At 72.2% G+C, this 21,943-nt stretch carries 19 protein-coding genes; 6 read left to right on the top strand and 13 right to left on the bottom strand.

Annotation, left to right across the window (positions count from 1 at the left end; translation table 11 throughout):
* Positions 1-9: 9 nt before the first annotated feature.
* Positions 10-1,047 carry a hypothetical protein gene (locus A0J59_RS00745; RefSeq protein WP_052877589.1) on the bottom strand — a complete coding sequence of 346 codons (1,038 nt, stop codon included), beginning with the start codon at positions 1,045-1,047 and terminating at the stop codon, positions 10-12.
* On the bottom strand, positions 1,044-2,282 hold the full coding sequence (locus A0J59_RS00740; RefSeq protein ID WP_064314892.1) for a hypothetical protein: 1,239 nt from the start codon (positions 2,280-2,282) through the stop codon (positions 1,044-1,046). Before A0J59_RS00740 ends, A0J59_RS00745 begins: the two co-directional genes overlap by 4 nt.
* A 375-nt stretch (positions 2,283-2,657) precedes the next feature.
* On the opposite strand from A0J59_RS00740, the gene A0J59_RS00735 reads away from it, so the two are divergent.
* Both A0J59_RS00735 and A0J59_RS00730 read left to right on the top strand, forming a co-directional pair.
* A complete protein-coding gene (locus A0J59_RS00735; RefSeq protein ID WP_064314891.1) occupies positions 2,658-4,085 on the top strand; it encodes a hypothetical protein in 1,428 nt (475 codons plus the stop codon).
* Positions 4,086-4,088: 3 nt separating this feature from the next.
* Entirely contained in the window at positions 4,089-4,535 is a 447-nt protein-coding gene (locus tag A0J59_RS00730) for a hypothetical protein (protein ID WP_047232920.1), read from the top strand.
* A gap of 39 nt (positions 4,536-4,574) precedes the next feature.
* On the opposite strand, the gene A0J59_RS00725 is transcribed toward A0J59_RS00730, so the two are convergent.
* The 3 genes from A0J59_RS00725 to A0J59_RS00715 form a co-directional block, all read right to left on the bottom strand.
* Positions 4,575-5,363, bottom strand: coding sequence for an alpha/beta fold hydrolase (locus A0J59_RS00725; RefSeq protein WP_082918633.1), 789 nt, complete (start codon positions 5,361-5,363; stop codon positions 4,575-4,577).
* An 81-nt stretch (positions 5,364-5,444) separates the two neighbouring features.
* Complete coding sequence (locus A0J59_RS00720; protein WP_047232919.1) at positions 5,445-6,302, bottom strand: alpha/beta hydrolase; 858 nt, start codon at positions 6,300-6,302, stop codon at positions 5,445-5,447.
* Between the two features lie 33 nt (positions 6,303-6,335).
* Positions 6,336-6,641, bottom strand: a complete 306-nt coding sequence (locus tag A0J59_RS00715; protein WP_047232918.1) for a hypothetical protein — start codon at positions 6,639-6,641, stop codon at positions 6,336-6,338.
* A gap of 249 nt (positions 6,642-6,890) precedes the next feature.
* Between A0J59_RS00715 and A0J59_RS00710 the strand changes: the two genes are divergently transcribed.
* The gene (locus tag A0J59_RS00710; protein ID WP_047232917.1) at positions 6,891-7,874 is read left to right on the top strand and encodes an FKBP-type peptidyl-prolyl cis-trans isomerase; all 984 of its coding nucleotides are present in this window, start codon (positions 6,891-6,893) and stop codon (positions 7,872-7,874) included.
* A gap of 155 nt (positions 7,875-8,029) precedes the next feature.
* Positions 8,030-8,590, top strand: a complete 561-nt coding sequence (locus tag A0J59_RS00705) for a phosphoribosyltransferase (RefSeq protein WP_082918620.1) — start codon at positions 8,030-8,032, stop codon at positions 8,588-8,590.
* 18 nt (positions 8,591-8,608) lie between these two features.
* Here the strand turns inward: A0J59_RS00705 and A0J59_RS00700 are convergent, their stop codons facing one another.
* The 5 genes from A0J59_RS00700 to nrdH all read right to left on the bottom strand — a co-directional run bounded on the left by A0J59_RS00700 (position 8,609) and on the right by nrdH (position 13,607).
* Complete coding sequence (locus A0J59_RS00700) at positions 8,609-9,478, bottom strand: fructosamine kinase family protein (RefSeq protein ID WP_064314890.1); 870 nt, start codon at positions 9,476-9,478, stop codon at positions 8,609-8,611.
* An 80-nt stretch (positions 9,479-9,558) separates the two neighbouring features.
* Positions 9,559-10,539 (bottom strand): class 1b ribonucleoside-diphosphate reductase subunit beta, encoded by a 981-nt coding sequence (gene nrdF / locus A0J59_RS00695; protein WP_047232915.1) that lies wholly within the window; start codon positions 10,537-10,539, stop codon positions 9,559-9,561.
* Between the two features lie 137 nt (positions 10,540-10,676).
* Positions 10,677-12,881, bottom strand: a complete 2,205-nt coding sequence (nrdE, locus tag A0J59_RS00690) for a class 1b ribonucleoside-diphosphate reductase subunit alpha (RefSeq protein WP_369799733.1) — start codon at positions 12,879-12,881, stop codon at positions 10,677-10,679.
* Entirely contained in the window at positions 12,851-13,282 is a 432-nt protein-coding gene (gene nrdI / locus A0J59_RS00685; RefSeq protein ID WP_064314888.1) for a class Ib ribonucleoside-diphosphate reductase assembly flavoprotein NrdI, read from the bottom strand. Before nrdI ends, nrdE begins: the two co-directional genes overlap by 31 nt.
* Positions 13,283-13,361: 79 nt before the next feature.
* Positions 13,362-13,607, bottom strand: coding sequence for a glutaredoxin-like protein NrdH (gene nrdH / locus A0J59_RS00680; RefSeq protein ID WP_047232913.1), 246 nt, complete (start codon positions 13,605-13,607; stop codon positions 13,362-13,364).
* Between the two features lie 712 nt (positions 13,608-14,319).
* Here nrdH and A0J59_RS00675 point away from each other — a divergent pair.
* The gene (locus A0J59_RS00675) at positions 14,320-15,801 is read left to right on the top strand and encodes an APC family permease (RefSeq protein ID WP_047232912.1); all 1,482 of its coding nucleotides are present in this window, start codon (positions 14,320-14,322) and stop codon (positions 15,799-15,801) included.
* A complete protein-coding gene (locus A0J59_RS00670; protein WP_064314887.1) occupies positions 15,798-16,244 on the top strand; it encodes a hypothetical protein in 447 nt (148 codons plus the stop codon). The genes A0J59_RS00675 and A0J59_RS00670 overlap by 4 nt, the downstream gene beginning before the upstream one ends.
* Positions 16,245-16,321: 77 nt before the next feature.
* Here the strand turns inward: A0J59_RS00670 and A0J59_RS00665 are convergent, their stop codons facing one another.
* The 3 genes from A0J59_RS00665 to yicI all read right to left on the bottom strand — a co-directional run bounded on the left by A0J59_RS00665 (position 16,322) and on the right by yicI (position 21,915).
* Positions 16,322-17,824, bottom strand: a complete 1,503-nt coding sequence (locus A0J59_RS00665; protein ID WP_064314886.1) for an MFS transporter — start codon at positions 17,822-17,824, stop codon at positions 16,322-16,324.
* 143 nt (positions 17,825-17,967) lie between these two features.
* Positions 17,968-19,422 (bottom strand): GH1 family beta-glucosidase, encoded by a 1,455-nt coding sequence (locus tag A0J59_RS00660; RefSeq protein WP_064314929.1) that lies wholly within the window; start codon positions 19,420-19,422, stop codon positions 17,968-17,970.
* Positions 19,423-19,617: 195 nt separating this feature from the next.
* A complete protein-coding gene (gene yicI / locus A0J59_RS00655) occupies positions 19,618-21,915 on the bottom strand; it encodes an alpha-xylosidase (RefSeq protein ID WP_064314885.1) in 2,298 nt (765 codons plus the stop codon).
* Positions 21,916-21,943: the final 28 nt, after the last annotated feature.

Below are 21,943 nucleotides of genomic sequence, written 5' to 3'. Positions count from 1 at the left end.
TAGGGAGGGTCAGCTGTTCGCGACGGACGTCGCGACGTGCTCGTTGCCCACGACGCGGATCTTCTCCTCCGACCCTGCGGGCGGGACGTAGAGCGCGACGACGTCCTGGTACCCGACCTTGAGCACGTTCGTCGGGGTCTTGTCGCCGTAGAGCGCCTTGATCGTCTCGGTGTCGGGCGGGACCTGCGCCCCCTCCTCCGCCGTCATCGACTCCTGCGACGTCATGGCCCCCACCACGAGCGCGCCGCCGTCCGCGGTGCGGACCGAGCGGACCGGCTCGTCGGCGTTGGGCGTGAAAGTCAGCGCGTACTTTCCGGCCGCGGGCTCGAGCGCCGTCGTCCAGGCCTGGGCGCGCTCCGCGAGGAGGGTGCGGAAGGAGTCGTCCTCGAACGACTCGGCGTAGCCGGAGCCCGTCCCCAGGTTGAGCACGTCGGCGTACTGCGCGACGGCGTCCGTGGGCGTGACGAGAAGGCTCGAGTCGTCGGGTGCGACGGCTTCGCTCCCGATGCTCGGGTCCGCGAAGCTCGGCATCGTCACGCCGGGGAGCAGCCGGACCCACGCCCAGAGCTGGTAGGGATCCCGCGCGCCGGCCTGCTCGAGCACCGACAGTCGAGGCGTCTGGAGGCTCTCGGGCTGGACGCTCACGGCGTACGAGGTGCGGGGCCAGGTCTGCGTCGTCGGGATGACGACCTGCTGGGCCTCGGTCGGCAGCTCCGTCACGAGGTCTGCGTTGCCGCGTGCGGCCGCGACGGCGAGCTGGCTCGTGCGGATGGCGAGCGCCGGGCCGGTGACGCGGCCCTCGAGCTGCTTGGGGTCGTTCGCCTCGCTCGCCGCGGCGAGCGCCGAGGCGACCGCGTCGAGCACCACGGTCTCCTGCGCCTCGGAGAGGACGGGAGGGGGCGGGTCCTGGGTCGGGTCGGGCTGCGCCGTCGGCAGCGGGGCGGAGCAGGCGGCGAGCAGGAGCGCGCCGACCAGACCGCCGGCCACCCCGGCGAGGTACCGGCGCGCGCCGCGCGGGCGTGCCGTGTCGCGGGCGGTGCTGATCATCGGGTGCTGTCCTTCGTCTCGTCCGTGTCGCGCTGCGCGTCAGGTGCCTCGCCCGACCCCGTGCTGCCCGGGGTGAATCCCCACGCCCGACGCCAGGCGTCGGCACGCGTCGTCGCGCTGTCCTGGGTGGTCGGGTGCCCGTCCGCCGCGTCGACGGCCGGCTGCGCCGCGGTCTTGGGTCGCCGCTCGCCCCGCGCGACGATCGGGATCTGGCCGGTGAGCCACGCGCGCCGGGGCTTCTGGGCGCGCGTCTGCTGCTGGGCGAGCCGCTCGGCCTCCTCGCGCTCGCGCAGCTCGCGTCGCGTGAGCATGCGCACCTGCGCGGTGTCGGTCGGCACCTCGCCGTCGGACGCGTCGCCGTCGCGCTTGCCCGACGACGTTCCCGGCGCAGCCGCGGCCGGGGCGACCGCAGGAGTGGCCGACGTCGCGGTGCCGCGCCCCGACGGGCCGCGGCGCTTCGGTCGCAGGCTCGCCGCGCCGATCCCGAGGCCCAGGAGGATGAGGACCGCACCGCCGATGACGCCCGGCCACAGGTACGGCGTCTCGACCTGGCGCGGCCAGGAGAGCTCGAGCGTCGGGGCGACGGCACCCTCACCGACGCCGGCCACGAGCAGCTGCCAGCGGCCGGGCTGGTCGGACCAGCGCAGGCTCGCCGAGCCCGCGCCCGTCGACTCCTCGAACCACATGTCCGACCCGGCGGGGTCGACGCCGACGACGGCCGTCTCGGCCGGGGTCTCGCCCTCGGCGGGGGTCTCGCCGTCCGCAGGGGTCTCCCCCTCGGCCGCCTCACCCTCGGCAGGCGTCTCGCCCTCGGCGGGCGCGTCCTCGGCCGGGGTCTCCCCCTCGGCAGGGCTCTCGCCCTCGGCGGGCGTCTCGCCCTCGGCAGGCTCCTCCGCGGCGGCCGGCTCGGCCGCACGGGTCGCGAGCGCGTCCCAGTCGCTGAGCCCGGTGACGACGCCGTGGGCGTCCTCCCCGACCCATCCCGTCACGTCGACCTCGCGGCCGATCGCGAGGGTGACCTGCTGCTCGCCCGGTGCCGTGGCACGGATCGTCACGTCCTCGGCCACGAGGTCCAGGACCCCGGGCTCGGTGACGAGCATGGTGCCGTCCCCCGTGTAGGCCGTGGTCGCCACGACCGTGTCGCTGTCCCGCCACACCGTGGCGGACGCGACGCCGAGGCCGACGGCCACCAGCCCTCCCACGAGCAGGAGGGCGGCGATGATTCGTTGCAGCACCGAGCTTCCCTTCGTCGATCGACGTTCCAGAATAGGTGCGGAACCCCTCGTAGATCGACCGCGGGGCATCGGGCGCGGATCCTCACGATCCGTTCACGAGCCCCTCTCCCCACGGTCCCACGCTCGTCAGCCGACCTTCAGGGAGGGGGCGCGCGACGCCGCCGGACCAGCCTGCCGCCTCGCCCTGTGCCGTCCGTCCCGCAGCACTGCGACCATCGTCTCACCTGCTCCAATCCGGGTATTCAGGACAGCGCGATCCCCGTATCCTGGTCGGAGCACGGCGGGGCCGTGGCACGACCGCCGCGCCCTCCCTCCTCGCGAGGGACGCCGCCCGGCGGCGGACGCCGCGACGAACCAGCACCGGAGGTCATCGACGTGTCCGACGAGCGCACGCTCTTCCCCATCACGATGCGCGGCTACGACCGCGTCCAGGTCGAGGCTCAGCTCGCAAAGCTGGAGAAGGCCGTGGAGGACGCGCGCTCGCGCGTCGAGGCCGCGGACGCCCGCGCCATGCAGCTCACGAGCGAGCTCTCCGACGCCCAGCGGCAGCTCCGCGAGGCGGAGCGCCCCTCGTACGCCGGCCTCGGCTCCCGCATCGAGCAGCTCATGCGCTCGGCAGAGGAGCAGTCCGCGGACATCCTCTCCCAGGCCAACGCCCAGGCGGCCGACATCATGGCGCGCGCCAAGCTCTCGGCCGGGCAGGTGCGCTCCCGCGCCGAGAACGAGGTCGCGGAGCTTCTCAACAGCGCGCGGCTCGAGTCCGAGGAGGTCCGCGCCACGAGCGCGTCGGAGGCCGAGGGCACGCTGCTCAGCGCCCAGCGCCGGGCCGAGGAGTTCGTCGGCTCCGCCGAGCGCGAGGCCGCGCGCATCCAGAGCGCCATCGCCACCGAGGAGAGCGAGCGCCGCGCGTCGCTCGAGCGCGAGCTCGGGACGCTGAAGGCGACGGCCGAGCGCGAGACGACGGAGCTGCGCGTGACCACCGAGCGCGAGGCCGCCGAGCTGCGTGCCCGTGTGGCGGCGGAGACCGCCGCCCAGCGCGAGTCCGCCGAGCGCGAGTCCGCCGAGCTCCTGGAGAACGCGCGTCGCGAGGCGCAGCGCCAGGTCGACGAGGCGCAGCGCAAGGCGACCGAGGCCGCCAACGCGGTCACGTCGGAGATGGAGGAGCTGCGCGACAAGGCCCGCACCGCGCTCGCCGACGCTGAGCTCGAGGTCGTGCGTCGCCGCGAGGAGGCGGAACGCGAGAACGCGGAGCGGCACGCCGCCGCCAAGGCCGAGACGGAGAAGCTGGTCTCCACGGCCGAGGAGCACGCGGCGGAGGCCGAGAAGCGCGTCGCGCTCGCGCTGGAGCAGGCCGAGAAGGTCCGCCGGGAGTCCGACGCGTACGTCAAGGACCTCATGTCGACGGCCCGTCGCAACGCGGACCAGATCGTCGCCGAGGCGCGGTCGTTCGCGGACCAGACGGTGAGCGACGCGAAGGCGGAGGCCGAGCAGCAGCGCAACGTGGCCCAGCGCCAGCTCGAGGACCTCACGCGCCAGCACGACTCGATCAACACCTACCTCGACGAGCTGCGGGGGCTCCTCGGCGGCGAGGCCGAGGCCGCGAAGGCTCCCGCCACGAAGAAGGCGGCGGTGCCCGCGGGCACGCCCGCACAGCAGGCGCGGGCGGCGACGCTCATGACGGCGGAGTTCCCGGTCGTCGCCGACGAGCCGGCCCCGAAGGGCGGGTCGGGCGCCTCGACGAAGCGGGGCTCCGCCGGTCAGGCGGAGGCCGAGGCCGAGTCCGACGCCCCCGCGCCGGCCTGACCGATGTCCTCCGCGGACCCCTCGGGCCGCACCGGGTCCGCTGCCGACGACTGGCGTCGGCAGCGGACCGAGGCTGCCGCGCACCAACAACGCGAGCTCGACCGCCAGCGCGCGCGGGAGAGCGCAGCAGCACGAGCGCTCCTCGCCGAGTTCGTGGTGCGCGCTCGTGAGCGCGGCCTCGCGCCCGAGCCGCTGCGCGCCCGGTCGTTCGACGGCAGCGCCACGTACCGGACCCCGCTCAAGGGCTGGTACCTGCGCCGCAACCGCAGCGTCGCCGTCGGCGAGCACGGGGAGTTCTACGTCCTCGGGGTGCCCGGCACCGTGCTGGGGCGGCTGCGCGGGGTGGACGTCGAGCCGTCGGACCCGCCGCTCGTGCTGGGCAAGGGCGGCCGGGACGGCGAGTCGATCGACCTCGCGGACGCGCTCGCGCTGGTGCTCGACGGGCGCTGACCGACGGCGGCCCGGGAGCGCCGGGGACGGCCCGACCCGTCAGGTCGCGGCGCGGGCCAGGAGGTCGCCCAGGGCGTCCGCCACGGCCGCGGGGTCCTCGACCGCGCTCATGTGCCCGGCGCCGGGCACGAGGACCAGCTGTGCGGCGGGCGCGGCGTCGGCCATGTGCTCCGCCTCGGCCGCGGGCGTGAGCGCGTCCTCCTCCCCCACGACGACGGCCACCGGGCCGGCGAACCCCTCGAGGACGTGGGTGCGGTCCGGCCGGGCCGCCATCGCGCGCTGCGACCACGCGACGCCGTCGGGCCGCTGGCCGCGGATCCACTCCTCGAGCCGCGCGGTGAGGTGCTTGCGCGCGGCCTTGCTCGTCTCGCCGAGCATCACGCCCGGCATGCCGAGGACGGGTTCGACGGTCTGGGACCGCGCGGCGTCGTCCGCGATGCGCAGCCTGTTCGCGGCGGCCTCGTCGGTGTCGGCCGTCGACTTGGTGTCCACGAGCCCGAGCCCGGCGACCAGGTCGGGGTGCCGCTCCGCGAGCGCGAGGGCGACGTAGCCCCCCATCGACAGCCCCGCGACGACCGCGCGCGTGATCCCGGCCGCGGTGAGCGCGGCGGCGGTGGCGTCCGCGGCGGCGTCGATCGACGGCGGACCGCCCGCGAGCGGGCTCGCGCCGAGCCCCGGGAGGTCGACGGCGACGACGGTGGGCTCGCCCGGCAGCGCGGCCGCGACGTCGGCCCACATACGGTGGTCCAGCGGGAAGCCGTGCAGCAGCACGAGCGGGGTCCCGTACCCCTCGCGCAGCGTGAAGGTCTCGAGCGGGGCCGTCGTCACGTCGTCCTCCTCAGGTCGTGCGTCCGTCGTCGTCGGGTCTCGTCCCACCGTGCCACGACCGCGACCGGCCCGCCGGGGCTGTCAGTCGTCGACGCCGTCCGACCGGCTCGCGTCGTAGCTCGCCTGGTCGGAGTCGGCGGTGTCACGCTCGGCCGTCACGGCCCCGGTCCCGTCGCCGGACCACTCGGTCGGCAGCGGCAGCGGGAACCCGGGGCGGACGTGGCCCACGATCTCGTCGAGCACGCGCCGCACGGACGGCTCCCCCACCCACAGGTGCTTGGCGCCGTCGACGCCGATCACCTCGGCGTTGCGCACGCGCGCGAAGCGTCGGCGCGCCTCGTCGGGGCGCAGGTAGTCGTCGAGCTCGGGGACGAGCACCACGAGCGGCTTGCCGAACGCGTCCCACCGGTCGAGGTCCTCGTCCGTCGCGCGGTGCAGCGGCGGCGACAGCAGGATCGCGCCCTCCACGGCCGGGTCGGTCCCGTGCTTGAGCGCGAGCTCGGTCCCGAACGACCACCCGACGAGCCAGCGGTGCGGCAGGTCGCGGAACTCCGCGAGCTCGATGGCCGCGGCGACGTCGAAGCGCTCGGCCTCGCCGCCGTCGAACGCACCCTCGCTCGTCCCGCGGGGCGACGACGTCCCGCGCGTGTTGAACCGCAGCACCGCGAGGTCGGCGAGCGCGGGCAGGCGCCACGCCGCCTTCCGGTAGACGTGCGAGTCCATGTAGCCGCCGTGCGTCGGCAGCGGGTGGAGGGTCACGAGGGTCGCGACCGGGTCGCGGTCGGCGGGGAGCGCAAGCTCGCCGACGAGCGTCAGCCCGTCCGCCGTGTGCAGCTCGACGTCCTCGCGCCGTGCGGGCAGGACCGTCAGGGACCGGATGGGGGTCGGACCGGCCGGTGCGTCGGCTCCGGCGGGCGCGGGATCGGGTGCGGTGCTCATCAGGGTCGAGCCTAGTTCGTCCACTGCGGACCTCTACCGGGGGCGACGGCGCCCGCGCGCCTGCCAGCACGACGTGTGCCAGTGCCGGCGGTGGTCGAGCGCCGTCTCGGCGCCGAAGAACGAGTCCTCCTGCCACGCCACGACGTGGCCCGTCCCGGGCGGGATCTCCTGGTTGCACCCCGGGCACAGGTAGGTCTTGGACCCGCCGCGTACGGTCCGGACCTGCCACTCGCCGTCGGCCCCGGACTCGCGGCGCGCGCCGCCGAGAGCCCGGTCCAGGTCGAGGGGTGCGGGCTCCGCTCCCCAGGGTCGCTTGCGGGACGGTCGGCGGGACGGCATGCGCCCATTCTCCCCCGGGCGCCGCGCGCGGGGGCGACTGACGGGCGGGGCGACGTACGGGCGCAGCCGTCGGGCCGGCGGCTCCCAGCGGGTGTCCAGGCAGGACCGCTAGAGTGTCCGCGCCGGTGCTGCACCCGGCACGCGGACGCGAGGCGGCCCCGACCCGGGACGCCGACGACCGCCGTCCTGCGGGGTGCGGCCCAGACCCGACGACCCCGCGTCGTCCCACCGACCGAAGGACCCCCTCTCGTGAAGCACCGCACCCTGCGCGGCGTCGCCGCGCTCACCCTGGGCGCCGCCCTCGTCCTCTCCGGCTGCTCGTCGGAGGGCGGGTCCGGCGACGAGACGTCGCCGAGCCCGTCCGAGACCGACAGCGCGGACGCCGCGACGTCGGCGCCCGAGGACGTCGCGGCGCTCGAGGCCGTGACGGTCACCGGCGACCCGGGCGCAGAGCCCACCGTGGAGTTCGAGACGCCGTTCGAGGTGTCGGGCGCGGCCGCGATCTCGCTGAACGACGGCGACGGCGACGAGATCGCCAAGGGCCAGGAGGTCACGCTGCACCAGGCGGCGTACTCCGGCGCGGACGGCTCCAAGGTCGGGTCGACCTGGGTGGACGACTCGGCGCAGTCGGTCCCGCTCGACGACAGCGTGTACCCGCAGCTCATCGAGGTACTCGTGGGCAAGAAGGTCGGGACCCGCTTCCTGTTCGCCGCGCCGGGCCAGGACGGCACGGCGATCCTCACCGTCGGCGAGGTCACCGCCGTCAAGGACGCCCCGGTCGCCCCCGACCCCGCGGACGTCCCGGACCGCGCCGAGGGCGAGGCCGTGACGCCCGCCGAGGGCCTGCCCGTCGTCACGCTCGACGACACGGGCAAGCCGTCGATCGAGATCCCCGAGGGCTACACCGCGCCGACCGAGCTGGTCGTCCAGCCGCTCATCAAGGGCACCGGCCCCGAGGTCACCGAGGACCAGACCGTCATCGCGCACTACACCGGCTGGAAGCTCGACGGCGAGCAGTTCGACTCGTCGTGGGACCGCGGTGAGCCCTCGACCTTCCCGCTGAGCGGCGTCGTCGCCGGCTGGACCCAGGGCCTGTCCGGCCAGACCGTCGGGAGCCAGGTGCTCCTCGTCATCCCGCCGTCGCTCGGCTACGGCGAGAAGAGCGACGAGAACACGCACGAGCTCGCGGGCGAGACGCTCGTCTTCGTCGTGGACATCCTCGCGGCGTACTGACCGGCACTGAGCCGACACGTCTCGACGAGGGCCGCACCCCGAGCGGGGTGCGGCCCTCGTCGCGTCGGTAGGGGTCGCGGGTCCGGGCCGTGGGTCCCGGACCGCCGGGACCTGGACCGGCAGAGCCCGCGCGTCGCGCGACGTACGCTCGGTCCATGACGGACGCCTCCACGAACCCGGTCCCCGCGGTGCCCGACGACGCGCTGTCGCCGAGCCCCGCCGTCCCGCCCGAGCGCGAGGTGCTCACGTGGGAGACGTTCGGCGTCGCCGCGCGCGAGCTCGCCGAGCAGGTCGTCGCGAGCGGGTTCCGCCCGGAGGTCGTCGTCGCCGTCGCGCGCGGCGGGCTCCTGCCCGGCGGCGCGGTCGCGTACGCGCTCGGGACCAAGGGCGTCGGGACGCTCAACGTCGAGTTCTACACCGACATCGGCCAGACCCTCACCGACCCGCGCGTCCTCCCGCCGCTCATGGACACGTCCGACCTGCCGGGCGCGCACGTGCTCGTGGTCGACGACGTCGCGGACTCGGGCCGCACGCTCGCCCTGGTCATGGAGATGCTGAGCAACCACGGCGCCGAGGCGCGGTCCGCAGTGCTCTACACCAAGCCGCGCACGATCATCCAGCCGGACTACTCGTGGAAGGACACCGACCTCTGGATCACGTTCCCGTGGTCGGCCGACCCGCCCGTCGAGGGCGCGCAGTCCCGCCCGAACGACTGAGCCGACGATCGTCGTCGGTCAGCGCGTCCGGAAGGGGGCCAGCGTCGCGCGGACAGCCTCCGCCGCGCCCCAGTCGGGCTCGAACTGCGCGATGACGGCCAGGTGCTGCCGGAGCTGGACGACGGGAAGGCGCGCACGCCAGTCGTCGTCGAGACCCGTGAGCTCCGCGTAGAGCCCGAAGAAGGCGTCGGCCTCGGGCGGGGGCGCGGTCGTCCACACGTGAGCGAGGTCGACCTCCGCCCACGTGTAGGAGACGGCCGGGTCGATCAGCGCCGGGCGGCCGTCGGCGGTCGCCATGACGTTCGACGCCCACAGGTCGCCGTGCGTCAGACAGGCCGGTCCTCCCGGCAGCACCTCCGGGAGCCGCGCGCAGAGGCGCTCGAGCGCTGCACGGTCCGCGGCGTCGAGCGCGGCGTGGACCCGGGGTTCGTCGAGCCAGCGCAGCAGCCGGTGCTGCGCGAAGAACTCGAAGCCGTCCTCCGTCCACGTGTTCACCTGCCGGCAGCGGCCGAGCCAGCCGTCCTGGTGCCACCCGAAGCGGTCGCTCCGCGTCGTGGTGTGCACGCGCGCCAGCGAGCAGGCGAGCTCCTCCCAGAAGACCGGCGTCGACGGCCGCGGAGCGAGCGCCGACAGCACGAGCAGGTCCCGGCCCGCGTGAACCACCTCGGGGGTCTCCAGCCCGGCTGCGCGGAGCGCAGCCAGGCCCTCGGCCTCGACGGTGAAGACGTCGTCGCCCGGCGCGTCCGCGTCGAACGCCTTGACGAACAGCGGCTCGCCGTCGGCCCGCCGGGCCAGCCCGGCCGTCGCGGCGAGCCCACCGCTCACCGGCTCGACGGAGGTCACGTCGTCGAGGCCCGCGGCGCGCAGCCGCTCCCTGAGCATGCCCATGGCGGGACTATGCCAGACGCCGAGGGCCCGGACCCGCAGCTTTGTGCAGGTCCGGGCCCTCGGCGCCGGATTGGCGACGGTCAGAAGTCCCAGTCGTCGTCCTCGGTGTTCACGGCCTTGCCGATGACGTACGACGAGCCGGAGCCGGAGAAGAAGTCGTGGTTCTCGTCCGCGTTCGGCGACAGCGCCGAGAGGATCGCCGGGTTGACGTCGGTCTCGTCCTTGGGGAAGAGCGCCTCGTAGCCGAGGTTCATGAGCGCCTTGTTCGCGTTGTACCGCAGGAACTTCTTGACGTCCTCGGTGAGCCCGACGCCGTCGTAGAGGTCCTCCGTGTACTGCACCTCGTTGTCGTACAGCTCGAAGAGCAGCTCGAACGTGTACGCCTTGAGCTCGTCGCGCTCCTCCGGGGAGAGCTTCTCGAGACCCTTCTGGAACTTGTAGCCGATGTAGTACCCGTGCACGGCCTCGTCGCGGATGATGAGGCGGATGAGGTCGGCCGTGTTCGTCAGCTTGGCGCGCGACGACCAGTACATCGGCAGGTAGAAGCCGGAGTAGAAGAGGAAGGACTCGAGCAGCGTGCTCGCGACCTTGCGCTTGAGCGGCGAGTCGCCCTTGTAGTACTCCATGACGATCTCGGCCTTGCGCTGGAGGTTCGGGTTCTCCTCCGACCAGCGGAACGCGTCGTCGATCTCGCGCGTCGAGCACAGCGTCGAGAAGATCGACGAGTAGCTCTTGGCGTGCACCGACTCCATGAACGCGATGTTGGTGTACACCGCCTCCTCGTGCGGCGTGATCGCGTCGGGGATGAGCGACACCGCGCCGACCGTGCCCTGGATCGTGTCGAGCAGCGTCAGACCGGTGAACACGCGCATCGTGAGCTGCTGCTCCTCCGCCGTGAGCGTGTGCCACGACTGGATGTCGTTCGACACCGGCACCTTCTCGGGCAGCCAGAAGTTCCCGACGAGGCGGTCCCACACCTCGAGGTCCTTCTCGTCCTCGAGACGGTTCCAGTTGATCGCGCTCACGCGATCGATGAGCTTGAGCTTCCCCGTGGGCGACATCTGCCTTCTTCTCTCCTGCTGACCCCGGACCGACCGGGACGACTTCGTGGGACCGGACCCTGCGCCGTCGGCCACGCCTCTCGGGGACGTGGCCGACGGCGTCGGGCATCGAGGCAACCGATGGTTGCCTCAGGCGACTACAGCATGCAGCTGACGCAGCCCTCCACCTCCGTGCCCTCCAGGGCCATCTGGCGGAGACGGATGTAGTAGAGCGTCTTGATGCCCTTGCGCCACGCGTAGATCTGCGCGCGGTTGACGTCGCGCGTCGTGACCGTGTCCTTGAAGAACAGCGTGAGGCTCAGGCCCTGGTCGACGTGCTGCGTCGCGGCGGCGTACGTGTCGATGATCTTCTCGTAGCCGATCTCGTACGCGTCCTCGTAGTACTCGAGGTTGTCGTTCGTCAGGTAGGGCGCCGGGTAGTAGACGCGCCCGATCTTGCCCTCCTTGCGGATCTCGATCTTCGACGGCACCGGGTGGATGGAGGACGTCGAGTTGTTGATGTAGGAGATCGAGCCGGTCGGCGGGACGGCCTGGAGGTTCTGGTTGTAGATCCCGTGCTCCATGACCGAGGCCTTGAGGGCCTTCCAGTCGTCCTGCGTCGGCACGTGCACGCCGGCGTCGGCGAAGAGCTGGCGCACGCGCTCGGTCTCCGGCTCCCACACCTGGTCGGTGTACTTGTCGAAGTACTCCCCCGACGCGTACTTCGAGTCCTCGAAGCCGCCGAACGCGCGCCCGCGCTCGATCGCGAGGCGGTTCGACGCCGCGATCGCGTGGTAGGCGACCGTGTAGAAGTAGATGTTGGTGAAGTCGACGCCCTCGGTGGAGCCGTAGTGGATCCGCTCGCGCGCGAGGTAGCCGTGGAGGTTCATCTGGCCGAGGCCGATGGCGTGGCCCGCCTCGTTCGCGCGCTTGATCGACGGCACCGACTCGATGCTCGTCTGGTCCGAGACCGCGGTGAGCGCGCGGATCGCGGTGTCGATCGTCTTGGCGAAGTCGGGCGAGTCCATCGTCTTCGCGATGTTCAGCGAGCCGAGGTTGCAGGAGATGTCGCGGCCGACGTGGTCGTACGAGAGGTCCTCGTTGAACGTCGACGGCGTCGAGACCTGGAGGATCTCCGAGCACAGGTTCGAGTGGGTGATGCGGCCCTTGATCGGGTTCGCCTTGTTCACCGTGTCCTCGAACATGATGTACGGGTAGCCGGACTCGAACTGGAGCTCGGCGATCGTCTGGAAGAAGTCGCGCGCCTTGATCTTCGTCTTGCGGATGCGCGAGTCGTCGACCATCTCGTCGTACTTCTCGGTGACCGAGATGTCGGCGAACGGCTTGCCGTAGACGCGCTCGACGTCGTACGGCGAGAAGAGGTACATGTCCTCGTTCTTCTTGGCGAGCTCGAACGTGATGTCCGGGATCACGACGCCCAGCGAGAGCGTCTTGATGCGGATCTTCTCGTCCGCGTTCTCGCGCTTGGTGTCGAGGAACCGCAGGATGTCCGGGTGGTGCGCGTGCAGGTACACGGCGCCGGCACCCTGGCGCGCGCCGAGCTGGTTCGCGTAGGAGAACGAGTCCTCGAGCAGCTTCATCACGGGGATGACGCCCGACGACTGGTTCTCGATGTGCTTGATCGGCGCGCCGTGCTCGCGGATGTTCGACAGGAGCAGGGCGACGCCGCCGCCGCGCTTGGAGAGCTGCAGCGCGGAGTTGATGCCGCGCGCGATGGACTCCATGTTGTCCTCGATGCGCAGCAGGAAGCAGGACACGGGCTCGCCGCGCTGCGCCTTGCCGACGTTGAGGAACGTCGGGGTCGCGGGCTGGAAGCGGCCCGAGATGACCTCCTCGACGATGTCGAGCGCGGCCTGCTCGTTCCCGTCCGCGAGGCCGAGCGCGACCATGCACACGCGGTCCTCGAAGCGCTCCAGGTACCGCTTCCCGTCGAACGTCTTGAGCGTGTACGACGTGTAGTACTTGAACGCGCCGAGGAACGTCTCGAACCGGAACTTCTTGGCGTACGCGAACTCGAAGAGGGACTTCACGAACGCGCGGTCGTACTTCGCCAGGACGGCCGGGTCGTAGTACTTGTTCTCGACGAGGTAGTCGAGCTTCTCCTGCAGGTCGTGGAAGAAGACCGTGTTCTGGTTGACGTGCTGGAGGAAGTACGCGCGCGCGGCCTCGCGGTCCTTGTCGAACTGGATCTCGCCGTTCGGGCCGTAGAGGTTCAGCATCGCGTTGAGCGCGTGGTAGTCGAGCTGGGTGCTCGCCAGCGGCACCTGCTGGGGCGCGAGCTCGACGTCACCCGCCACTGCGCTCGCGGAGTTCACGCCGGAATCCGTGACTGTCGTTGCCAAAATCGTCCCAATCCGTCGCGGACGCGCACGGCGTCCTCGGCTGTTCCCAGGAGTTCGAAGGCGTACAGGTAGGGCACCTGGCACTTCGCGGAGATGATGTCGCCGGCGATGCAGTAGGCCTCGCCGAAGTTGGTGTTGCCCGCGGCGATGACGCCGCGGATCAACGACCGGTTGTGCACGTCGTTGAGGAACTTCACGACCTGGCGCGGGACGGCACCGCCCTCGTTGCCGCCCCCGTAGGTCGGGACCATGAGCACGTACGGCTCCTCGACGCGCAGGAAGCCCTCGGTCGGACGCAGCGGGATGCGCTGCACGTCCATGCCGAGGGCCGGCAGGTCGAGCCGCTGGACGAACCGGTGCGTGTTCTCGCTGACGCTGGAGAAGTACACGAGCGACCCCACGGGGACGCACCTCCGTCCTGCCCTGCTCCGCCTGCTTCCGTACGTGGTCGGGGCGCCTCGCGGCGCCCCGGGAGGCCGGTCAGGCGACGACCGGCGAGACCTTCTGCGCGAGGGCGTTGATCTGGTCGGGACGGAACCCGGACCAGTGCTCGTCCCCGGCGACGACCACGGGCGCCTGCAGATAGCCGAGCCCGCGCACGAGCTCGAGCGCCTCGGCGTCCTGGCTGATGTCCACGACGGAGTACTCGATGCCCTTCTTGTCCAGAGCGCGGTACGTCGCGTCGCACTGAACGCAAGCCGGCTTGCTGTAGACCGTGACGCTCATGGGGTGACTCCTCGTCTCTCGCGCTCTGTCCGGGATCGGTCCTCGGGGAGGGAGAAACGTCTCTGACCTCGAAGGACACCGGTGGAACTACGTCTGTGTGATTCGCCAGAAGGCCTCCGGCCCCCTGGGTGTGCAACCACTATACCTAGTGGTCGACACCGTGCCACCGCACTAGATGTCGTGGTCGAACTTCACCCGTCGGCATGTGGTAAGAGCCATGGATCCATGGTCCCACCCCCCTCTGACACGCCCCTGGAGGGCGTCGTCCACAGCCCGTCGTCCACCGCCGGAGGTGTCCGGAACGGCTCGTTCTCGCGCCCCGCGACGAGCCGTCCACAGGATGGGGACGGCGTCGGTCCACACCCTGTGCGACGCGCCGACACCTCTGCGGGACGCCGGCACGGAGTCGTGCGGGGCGCCCGAACCTGCACGACAAACAGCCCAATACGGACTCAGAATCTCGTGATCCTCTCGGCGTGTCGTGCCGTCGGCGTGTCGTACGCCATGCCCGGTCCCTGCCGCCGTGCCCGCACCCGGCTCGGGCGCTTCGCCCGGTGTCGCCCGACCGCCAAGTCACCCGGTGCAGGTGATACGCCCGCGCGCTGCCCCGGTGGACGATCGGCTCGTCGGACGTCCACGACTGCGCCGAGGAGGCGGTCGAGATGCACCCAGAGCACGCAGCAGTGCACCGCAGCGACGAGGAGCGGGCGACATGAGCGCGGCAGACGCCGCCGAGGGGCCGGCGGTACCCGCCACGTCGTCCCGGGCGCGCGCCGCCATCCCGGCGAGCAACTACATCTCGTGGATCGCCCTCGCGATGATGACGACGAGCTCCGTCGCGAGCCTGCGCGCCGCGCCCACGATGGCCGTCTACGGGCTGGCGTGCGTCTTCCTCTACCTCCTGCCCGCCGTGGTGTTCCTCCTTCCCACGTCGCTCGTCTCCGCCGAGCTGGCCTCCGGCTGGAGCGGCGGCGTCTACAAGTGGGTGTCCGAGGGGATCTCGAAGCCGATGGGCTTCCTCGCGGTGTGGTGCCAGTTCGCGATGACGATCTTCTACTACCCGAGCCTGCTCGGGTTCGTCGCGAGCACGCTGGCCTACGTCATCAACCCGAGCCTCGCGAGCAGCGGCGTGTGGACGGCGATCGTCATCGTCGTCGTCTACTGGTCCGGCGTGTGGGTCTCGTCGCGCGGCACCAAGGGCGTGGCGGGGCTCGCGAGCGGCGGGCTCATCATCGGCACGCTCATCCCGGGCGTGATCCTGGTGACGCTCGGCGTCGTGTTCCTCGGCCAGGGCAACGCGTCCGCCGCGCCGATGGACGCCGAGCACCTGCTGCCCGCCTGGGCCGGCCTGTCGAGCCTCGTGCTGATCGTCAACAACTTCCTGTCGTACTCCGGCATGGAGATGAACGCGGTGCACGTCGGGTCGCTGCGCAACCCCGCACGCGAGTTCCCGCGCTCGATCTTCCTCGCCATGGGCATGGTGCTGCTGATCTTCATCCTCCCCGCGCTCGCGATCAGCTGGGTCGTCCCGGCCGAGCAGCTCTCGCTGACCGCGGGCATCATGCAGGCCTTCGACGCCGTGTTCGCCTACTTCGGCTCGCAGTGGCTCACGCCGATCATCGGGATCATGCTCGTGACGGCGTCCGTCGCCGGCATGCTCACGTGGTTGGCCGGGCCGTCCAAGGGCCTCCTGCTCATCTCGCGCCAGGAGGGCTACCTCCCGCCGTTCCTCCAGAAGCTCAACAAGAACGGCGTCCAGCAGAACATCCTCGTCACGCAGGGCGTCGTCACCACGGTGATCGCGCTCGGCTACGCGCTCATCCCGAGCGTCTCGAGCGCGTACTGGATCTTCTCGGTCATCACGACCCAGGTGTACCTGATCATGTACCTGCTCATGTTCGTCGCGGCGATCCGCCTGCGCCGCCAGCAGCCCGACCACGCACGCGGGTACCGCGCACCGATGCTCGGGGCGCTGTGCGGGGTCGGCTTCGTCGCGTCGCTCGCCGCGCTGCTGGTCGGGTTCATCCCGCCGTCGCAGTTCGGGTCGGGGAGCCCCGGCTCGTACCTCGTCATCGTCGCCGGCGGGGCCCTCGGCCTGGGCCTCCTGGTGCCGTACCTGTTCTACCGGTTGCGCAAGCCGTCGTGGAGGCTCCCGGACGCGACGACGCAGGAGAAGGAGGCGAGCGCACCATGAGCGAGGTCACGGAACGGCAGCCGCGCCGCGAGCGCCGGACCATCTACGTCGTCGCGGCCGTCGTGGTCGTCGCGCTCGTCGTCGTCGCGCTGCTGGTACGTGGCGAGCGGGAGACGACGACGGAGGCCGAGCAGAAGGCGGAGCAGCTCCTCACCGCGCTCGCCGCCGCGGGCGCGCCGACACCGCAGGTGGACCAGGTCGTGCGGGTCCTCGGGGACGACGGCGGAGCCACGTGCGAGGACCCCGGTAGCGCGCTGGGCCGGGCGACCCTCCTGGGTCAGCTCGTCAACGGGGCCGCGGGCCCGGGCATCCGGCCCGTCGTCGCGGACAACCGCGTCGTCGAGGGACAGCTCCTCATCATCCAGATCTACTGCCCGGACGAGCTCGCCGGGTTCCAGGACCTCGTGGACGGTCTGCACCTCGACGACACGGTCAAGGGCTGACCCCGCGCCGGGGCCGGCACGGTCCCGGGGACGGGGAGAGGGCGAGGGCGAGGGCGAGGGGAGGGCGAGGGCGACGGTCAGTCCGTCGCCCTCGCTGCGACCGGCGTGGCCGACGTGGGCAGGGTGTGCGTCACCGCGGCGGCGGCCGACGCGGCGTCGTGCACCGTTCCTCGCTCGGCCCGGTACCGCCGTCCCATGACGACCGCCATGACGACCCCGAGCGCGCTGGTCCCGGCCATGACCCAGGAGGCGGTGCCGAGACCGGAGGCGAGGGCGTCGGCGGTCGTCGCACCCGCGGCGGTGCGGTCCGCGACCACCGCCGCGTAGATCGAGGCCACGACCGCCGTCGCGACCGCGGCACCGACGTAGCGCGCCATGTTGGAGACGCCCGACGCTGCGCCCACCTCGTTCGCGGAGACGCACGCCGTGGAGGCGGAGGACGCCGGCCCGTTCGACAGGCCCATGCCGACGGCGATCGCGATCAGGGGGAGGACGAAGGCGCCGTACCGCCAGTCGGCCTGGACGACGCCGACGACGCCGAACCCGACGGCGGTGAGCAGGAACCCGAGCCCGACGACCTGCCGTCCCCCGACCTTCGCCGCGAGCTTCGGCACCAGCGGTGCGACGATCACGAGGCCCGCCGTCGCGGGCAGCGTCGCGAGCCCCGCCTCGAGGGGGCTGAGGCCCAGGGTGGCGGGGTCCTGGAAGTAGATGCTCAGCAGGTACATGAGCCCGTTGATCGTGCCGGAGCCGATGAGGATGGCCACGGTCGCGCCGACGAGCACGCGGTTGCGCAGGAGGGCGAGATCGAGGAGCGGGACCGCGACCCGGCGCTCGACCACGACGAACAGGCAGCCCGCCACGACGGCGACCGCGAGGCTGCCGAGGGTCGCGAGCGAGCCCCACCCCCAGTCGCTGCCCTTGCTCAGCGCGAGGATGAGAGGAGCGAGGGTGAGCGCGACGAGCACGGTTCCCGCGTAGTCGATCGAGCGCGAGCGGTCGGGGTCGCGCGACTCGGACACGACGACGTACGTCAGGACGACGCAGGCCGCGGCGACGACGGCGTCGACCCAGAAGAGGCCCTGCCACCCGGTGAGGTTGACGAGCACCCCGCCGAGCAGCGGACCCGCCGCGGCACCGACGGCGGACGCCGCACCCCACAACGACACCGCCCGGAGCTGGGCGTCGCCGCTGTTGGCCACCGACAGCAGGCTCAGCCCGCACGCCACGATCGTCGCCCCGGCCGCACCCTGGACGAAGCGCCCGGCGATGACCATGCCGCCCGACGGGGCGAGCGCGATGAGCACGCAGGACGCGACGAAGAGCAGGAGCCCGAGCTGGAACACCCGCTTGCGACCGAACACGTCGCCCAGGGCTCCCGAGGTGACGATCACGGCGGCCCCGACCAGGGAGTAGCCGGTGACCGCCCACTGGAGAGTCGTCACGCTCGTACCCGTGTCCTCGCTGATCGCGGGGAGCAGGATGCTCACCGCCGACGTGTTCGCGTTGACGACCAGCGTCGACAGGCACGCGGCGGCGAGCACCCCGCCCGTCCTGGTCTTGACCTCGACATCGCTCATGGCTGCGAGGCTAGGGAAGGTCGCCCGGGTCGCGCCTCACCCCGTCCGGGCGAGACGGAGGCCGCCCGCACGGGCCGCGGTGCACGACGAGGGCCCACCCGGTGCGACCGGACGGGCCCTCGCGCGGGCGACGAGCAGATTCGTCAGGCGGTCTCGTCCACCGTGGGGAGCGTGTTCGACGTCGCGAGCCGGCGGTACCAGTGCGCGGAGTCCTTCCACGTGCGCTCGAGCGTGTCGTAGTCGACGCGGATGATGCCGAACCGGCGGTCGTAGCCGTAGCCCCACTCGAAGTTGTCGAGCAGGGACCACGCGAAGTACCCGCGCACGTCGGCGCCCGCGTCGACCGCGGCACCCACGGCGTCGACGTGGTCGTGCAGGTACGCGACGCGGCGGTCGTCGTGCACGCGGGCGGTGCCGTCGGCGTCGACCGTGACCTCGTCGGCGAACGCGGCGCCGTTCTCGGTGACCATCATCGGCTGGTGCGGGTACGTCCTCGCCACGGACACGAGCAGCTCGGTCATGCCGGCGGGCTCGATGTTCCAGCCCATCGCGGTGTACGGGCCGGGCTGCTGGACGAACTCCACGTCGTCGACGCCGATCCACGGGCTGTGGCTCGACGCGCCGTGGCCGTCGTTCTCCGACCGCTCGCCGTCGCCGGAGAAGTGGCGCACGCGCACGGTCGAGTAGTAGTTGACGCCGAGGATCGACAGCGGCTGGCGCACCGTCTCGAGGTCGCCCTCCTGCACGAACGACCAGTCGCTCACGTGCGCGGTGTCGGCGAGCAGGTCGGCGGGGTACTCGCCGTCGAGCATGGGCGCGAGGAACGCACGGTTGGCGAGGGCGTCGATCTTCCGCACGGCGTCGAGGTCGCCCGCGGACGACGGGTCGTCGGGCCGGATGACGTGGAGGTTGAGCGTGACGGACGTCCTCGCGTCCTCGCCGAGCTCGTCACGGATCGCCTGGACGGCGAGGCCGTGCGCGAGGTTGAGGTGGTGCACGGCCGCGAGCGCCGCGGCCGGCTCGGTGCGGCCGGGCGCGTGCACGCCGGAGCCGTAGCCGAGGTAGGCGGAGCACCAGGGCTCGTTGAGCGTCGTCCACGTGTCGATCCGGTCGCCGAGCTCGCGCGCCATGTGGCGGGCGTACTCGGCGAACGCGTGCGCGGTGTCGCGGTTGGCCCAGCCGCCGGCGTCCTCGAGCTCCTGCGGGAGGTCCCAGTGGTAGAGCGTGACGACGGGCTTGACGCCCTTCTCGAGGAGCGCGTCGACGAGGCGCGAGTAGAAGGCGACGCCCTCGGGGTTGAGCGGGCCGGTGCCGCCGGGCTGGACGCGGGACCAGGAGATCGAGAAGCGGTACGCGCCGAGGCCGAGGTCGGCGATGTGCTGCACGTCCTCCTGCCACCGGTGGTAGTGGTCGTCCGCGACGTCGCCCGTGTCCCCGTTGAGCGTGCGGCCCGGGGTGTGGGAGTAGGTGTCCCAGATGGACGGCGTGCGGCCGTCCTCGGCGGCGGCGCCCTCGATCTGGTACGCGGCGGTGGCGGAGCCCCAGAGGAAGTCGGTCGGGAACGTCCGGCGGCCCGACGGCGCGGGCGCGGCCTGCACGTCGACGGCGTCGGGGGCGGTGGTGTCGGTGGTCACGAGGATCCTCGCTGCTCGGTCGTCGGACGACGCGGTCCGCGACGGTGGTCGGTGGGTGCTCGTGCGGTCTCGGCGGGTGCGAGCGGGGCACGCGCGGGAAGTGCCAGGGCGAGCATGCCATGGGAGCGCTTCCATGACATGCTCGCCCAGGATACGTCGTCAGCCGAGGTCGATCGTCACGCTCGTCGCACCGCGCGCCGCGGCCACCGCGGAGCCGGCCCGCACGGACCACCCCGCCGCGGCGTCGTCGGACGAGACGGTGAGCGTCGCGCCCGACCGGCGCACGCGGAACGTCGCCCCCGGAGCACCGTCCGACGGCGGGACGACCACGAGCTCGTCGTAGCCCTCCGGCAGCTCGAACGCGTGCAGCGTGACGCCGTCGGCCCAGTCGTAGTCCGGCCGGTCGGTGCGGGCGCCCACCGGGAGGACGGTGCCCGGGCGCACGAGCACCGGGAGCGAGTCGAACCCGTGGGTCTCGGTGACCCAGCGCGGGCCCGTGACGGTCTCGCTCAGGGCGGGGCCGTCGTCGGGCTGGACGAGGCGCGTCCACGTGCCCTCCGGCACGTAGTACTCCACGCGGCCGTCCGCGCGGAACACGGGCGCGACGAGGAGCGCGTCGCCCAGCAGGTACTGCGTGTCCGCGGTGAAGCCCGCGCGGTCGTGCGGCAGCTCGAGCGCGAGCGGGCGCATCATCGGCACGCCGTCGGTGTGCGCCTCCTCGGCCACGCGCCCGAGGTACGGCATGAGCGAGAGCTTGAGGTGCGTGAACTTGCGCGTCACGTCGACGGCCTCGTCGTCGAACGCCCACGGGACCCGGACCGAGCCCGAGCCGTGCAGGCGCGAGTGCGACGAGAGGAGGCCGAACGCCGTCCAGCGCTTGAACACGCCCGGGTCGGGCGTGCCCTCGAAGCCGCCCATGTCGTGGCTCCAGTAGCCGAACCCGGACATCGACATCGACAGGCCGCCGCGCAGCGACTCGGCCATCGACGCGTACGTCGAGTCGCAGTCGCCGCCCCAGTGCACGGGGAACTGCTGCCCGCCCGCCGTCGCGGACCGCGCGAACAGGACCGCCTCGCCCTCGCCGCGCGTGCGCTCGAGCAGCCGGAAGACCGCCTCGTTGTAGAGCTGGGCGTAGTAGTTGTGCATCTTCTTCGGGTCGGAGCCGTCGTGCCACGCGATGCCGTCGACGGGGATCCGCTCGCCGAAGTCGGTCTTGAAGCAGTCGACGCCCTGGTCGAGCAGGCCCTCGAGCTTGCCCACGTACCACGCGGTCGCGTCGGGGTTGGTGAAGTCCACCAGGCCCATGCCCGCCTGCCACAGGTCCCACTGCCACACGGACCCGTCCTCGCGCTTGACGAGGAAGCCCTGCTCCGCGGCCTCCGCGAAGAGCGGCGAGCGCTGCGCGACGTACGGGTTGATCCACACGCACACCTTGAGCCCCCGGTCGTGCAGGCGGCGCAGCATGCCCTCGGGGTCGGGGAACGTGCGCGGGTCCCACTCGAAGTCGACCCACTGGTACTCGCGCATCCAGAAGCAGTCGAAGTGGAACACCGACAGCGGCAGGTCGCGCTCGGCCATGCCGTCGATGAAGCCGTGCACGGTCTGCTCGTCGTAGCTCGTCGTGAACGACGTGGTGAGCCACAGCCCGAACGACCACGCCGGGACGCGCGCGGGGCGGCCGGTGAGCGCGGTGTACCGGCGCAGCACGTCCTTGGGGGTCGGGCCCTGGATGACCAGGTACTCCAGCGCCTGCCCCTCGACCGAGAACTGGACGCGCGTGTTCACCTCCGAGGCGACCTCGAACGAGACCTTCTCCGGGTGCTCGACGAACACGCCGTAGCCCTTGGTCGTCAGGTAGAGCGGGACGGACTTGTACGCCTGCTCGCTCGACGTGCCGCCGTCCTCGTTCCAGATGTCGACGACCTGGCCGTTCTTGACGAACGGGCCGAACCGCTCCCCCAGGCCGTAGACGAGCTCGCCCGGCTCGAGCGCCAGCTGCTCGTGCGTCCAGGCGCGGCCGTCGTCGGCCGTGACGTGCCCGACCGACTTGGGCAGCGAGGAGGTCAGCACCTCGCCGTCCGCCTCGAAGTCGACGCGCCACCGGTCGCCCCGGTGCACGCGCACCGCGAGGTCCTTGGACCGCAGGACCGCGACGTCGTCGTGCACCTCGACCTCGGGACGGAACCCGGGCTCGCCGGTCACCTGGAACGCCGGGCCGCGGCGCACCGCGCCCTGGTGGTGCTCGACGCGCACGCGGATCACGCCGGGCGCGGGCGAGGAGTACGTCGTCGTGAGCATCGGGCGGTTGAGCGTGTCGCCACGACCGCGGATCTTCGCCGTCGGCGCGTACACGGTGAGCGTGCCGGCCGCCTCGTCCGCGCGGACGTCGTCGACCTCGACCGCGTAGAGGGGGTGCATGCCGGGCCGGACCTGCCAGTACCCGTCGGTGAACTTCATGGGTGGTGCTTCCTTCGTCGGTGCGTTC

Origin of the sequence: Cellulosimicrobium sp. I38E (genome assembly GCF_001647255.1) — a bacterium.
GTDB lineage: Bacteria > Actinomycetota > Actinomycetes > Actinomycetales > Cellulomonadaceae > Cellulosimicrobium > Cellulosimicrobium cellulans_E.
Note: the sequence above shows the minus strand (reverse complement) of the source record. Positions and strands in the feature narration are given on the sequence as shown.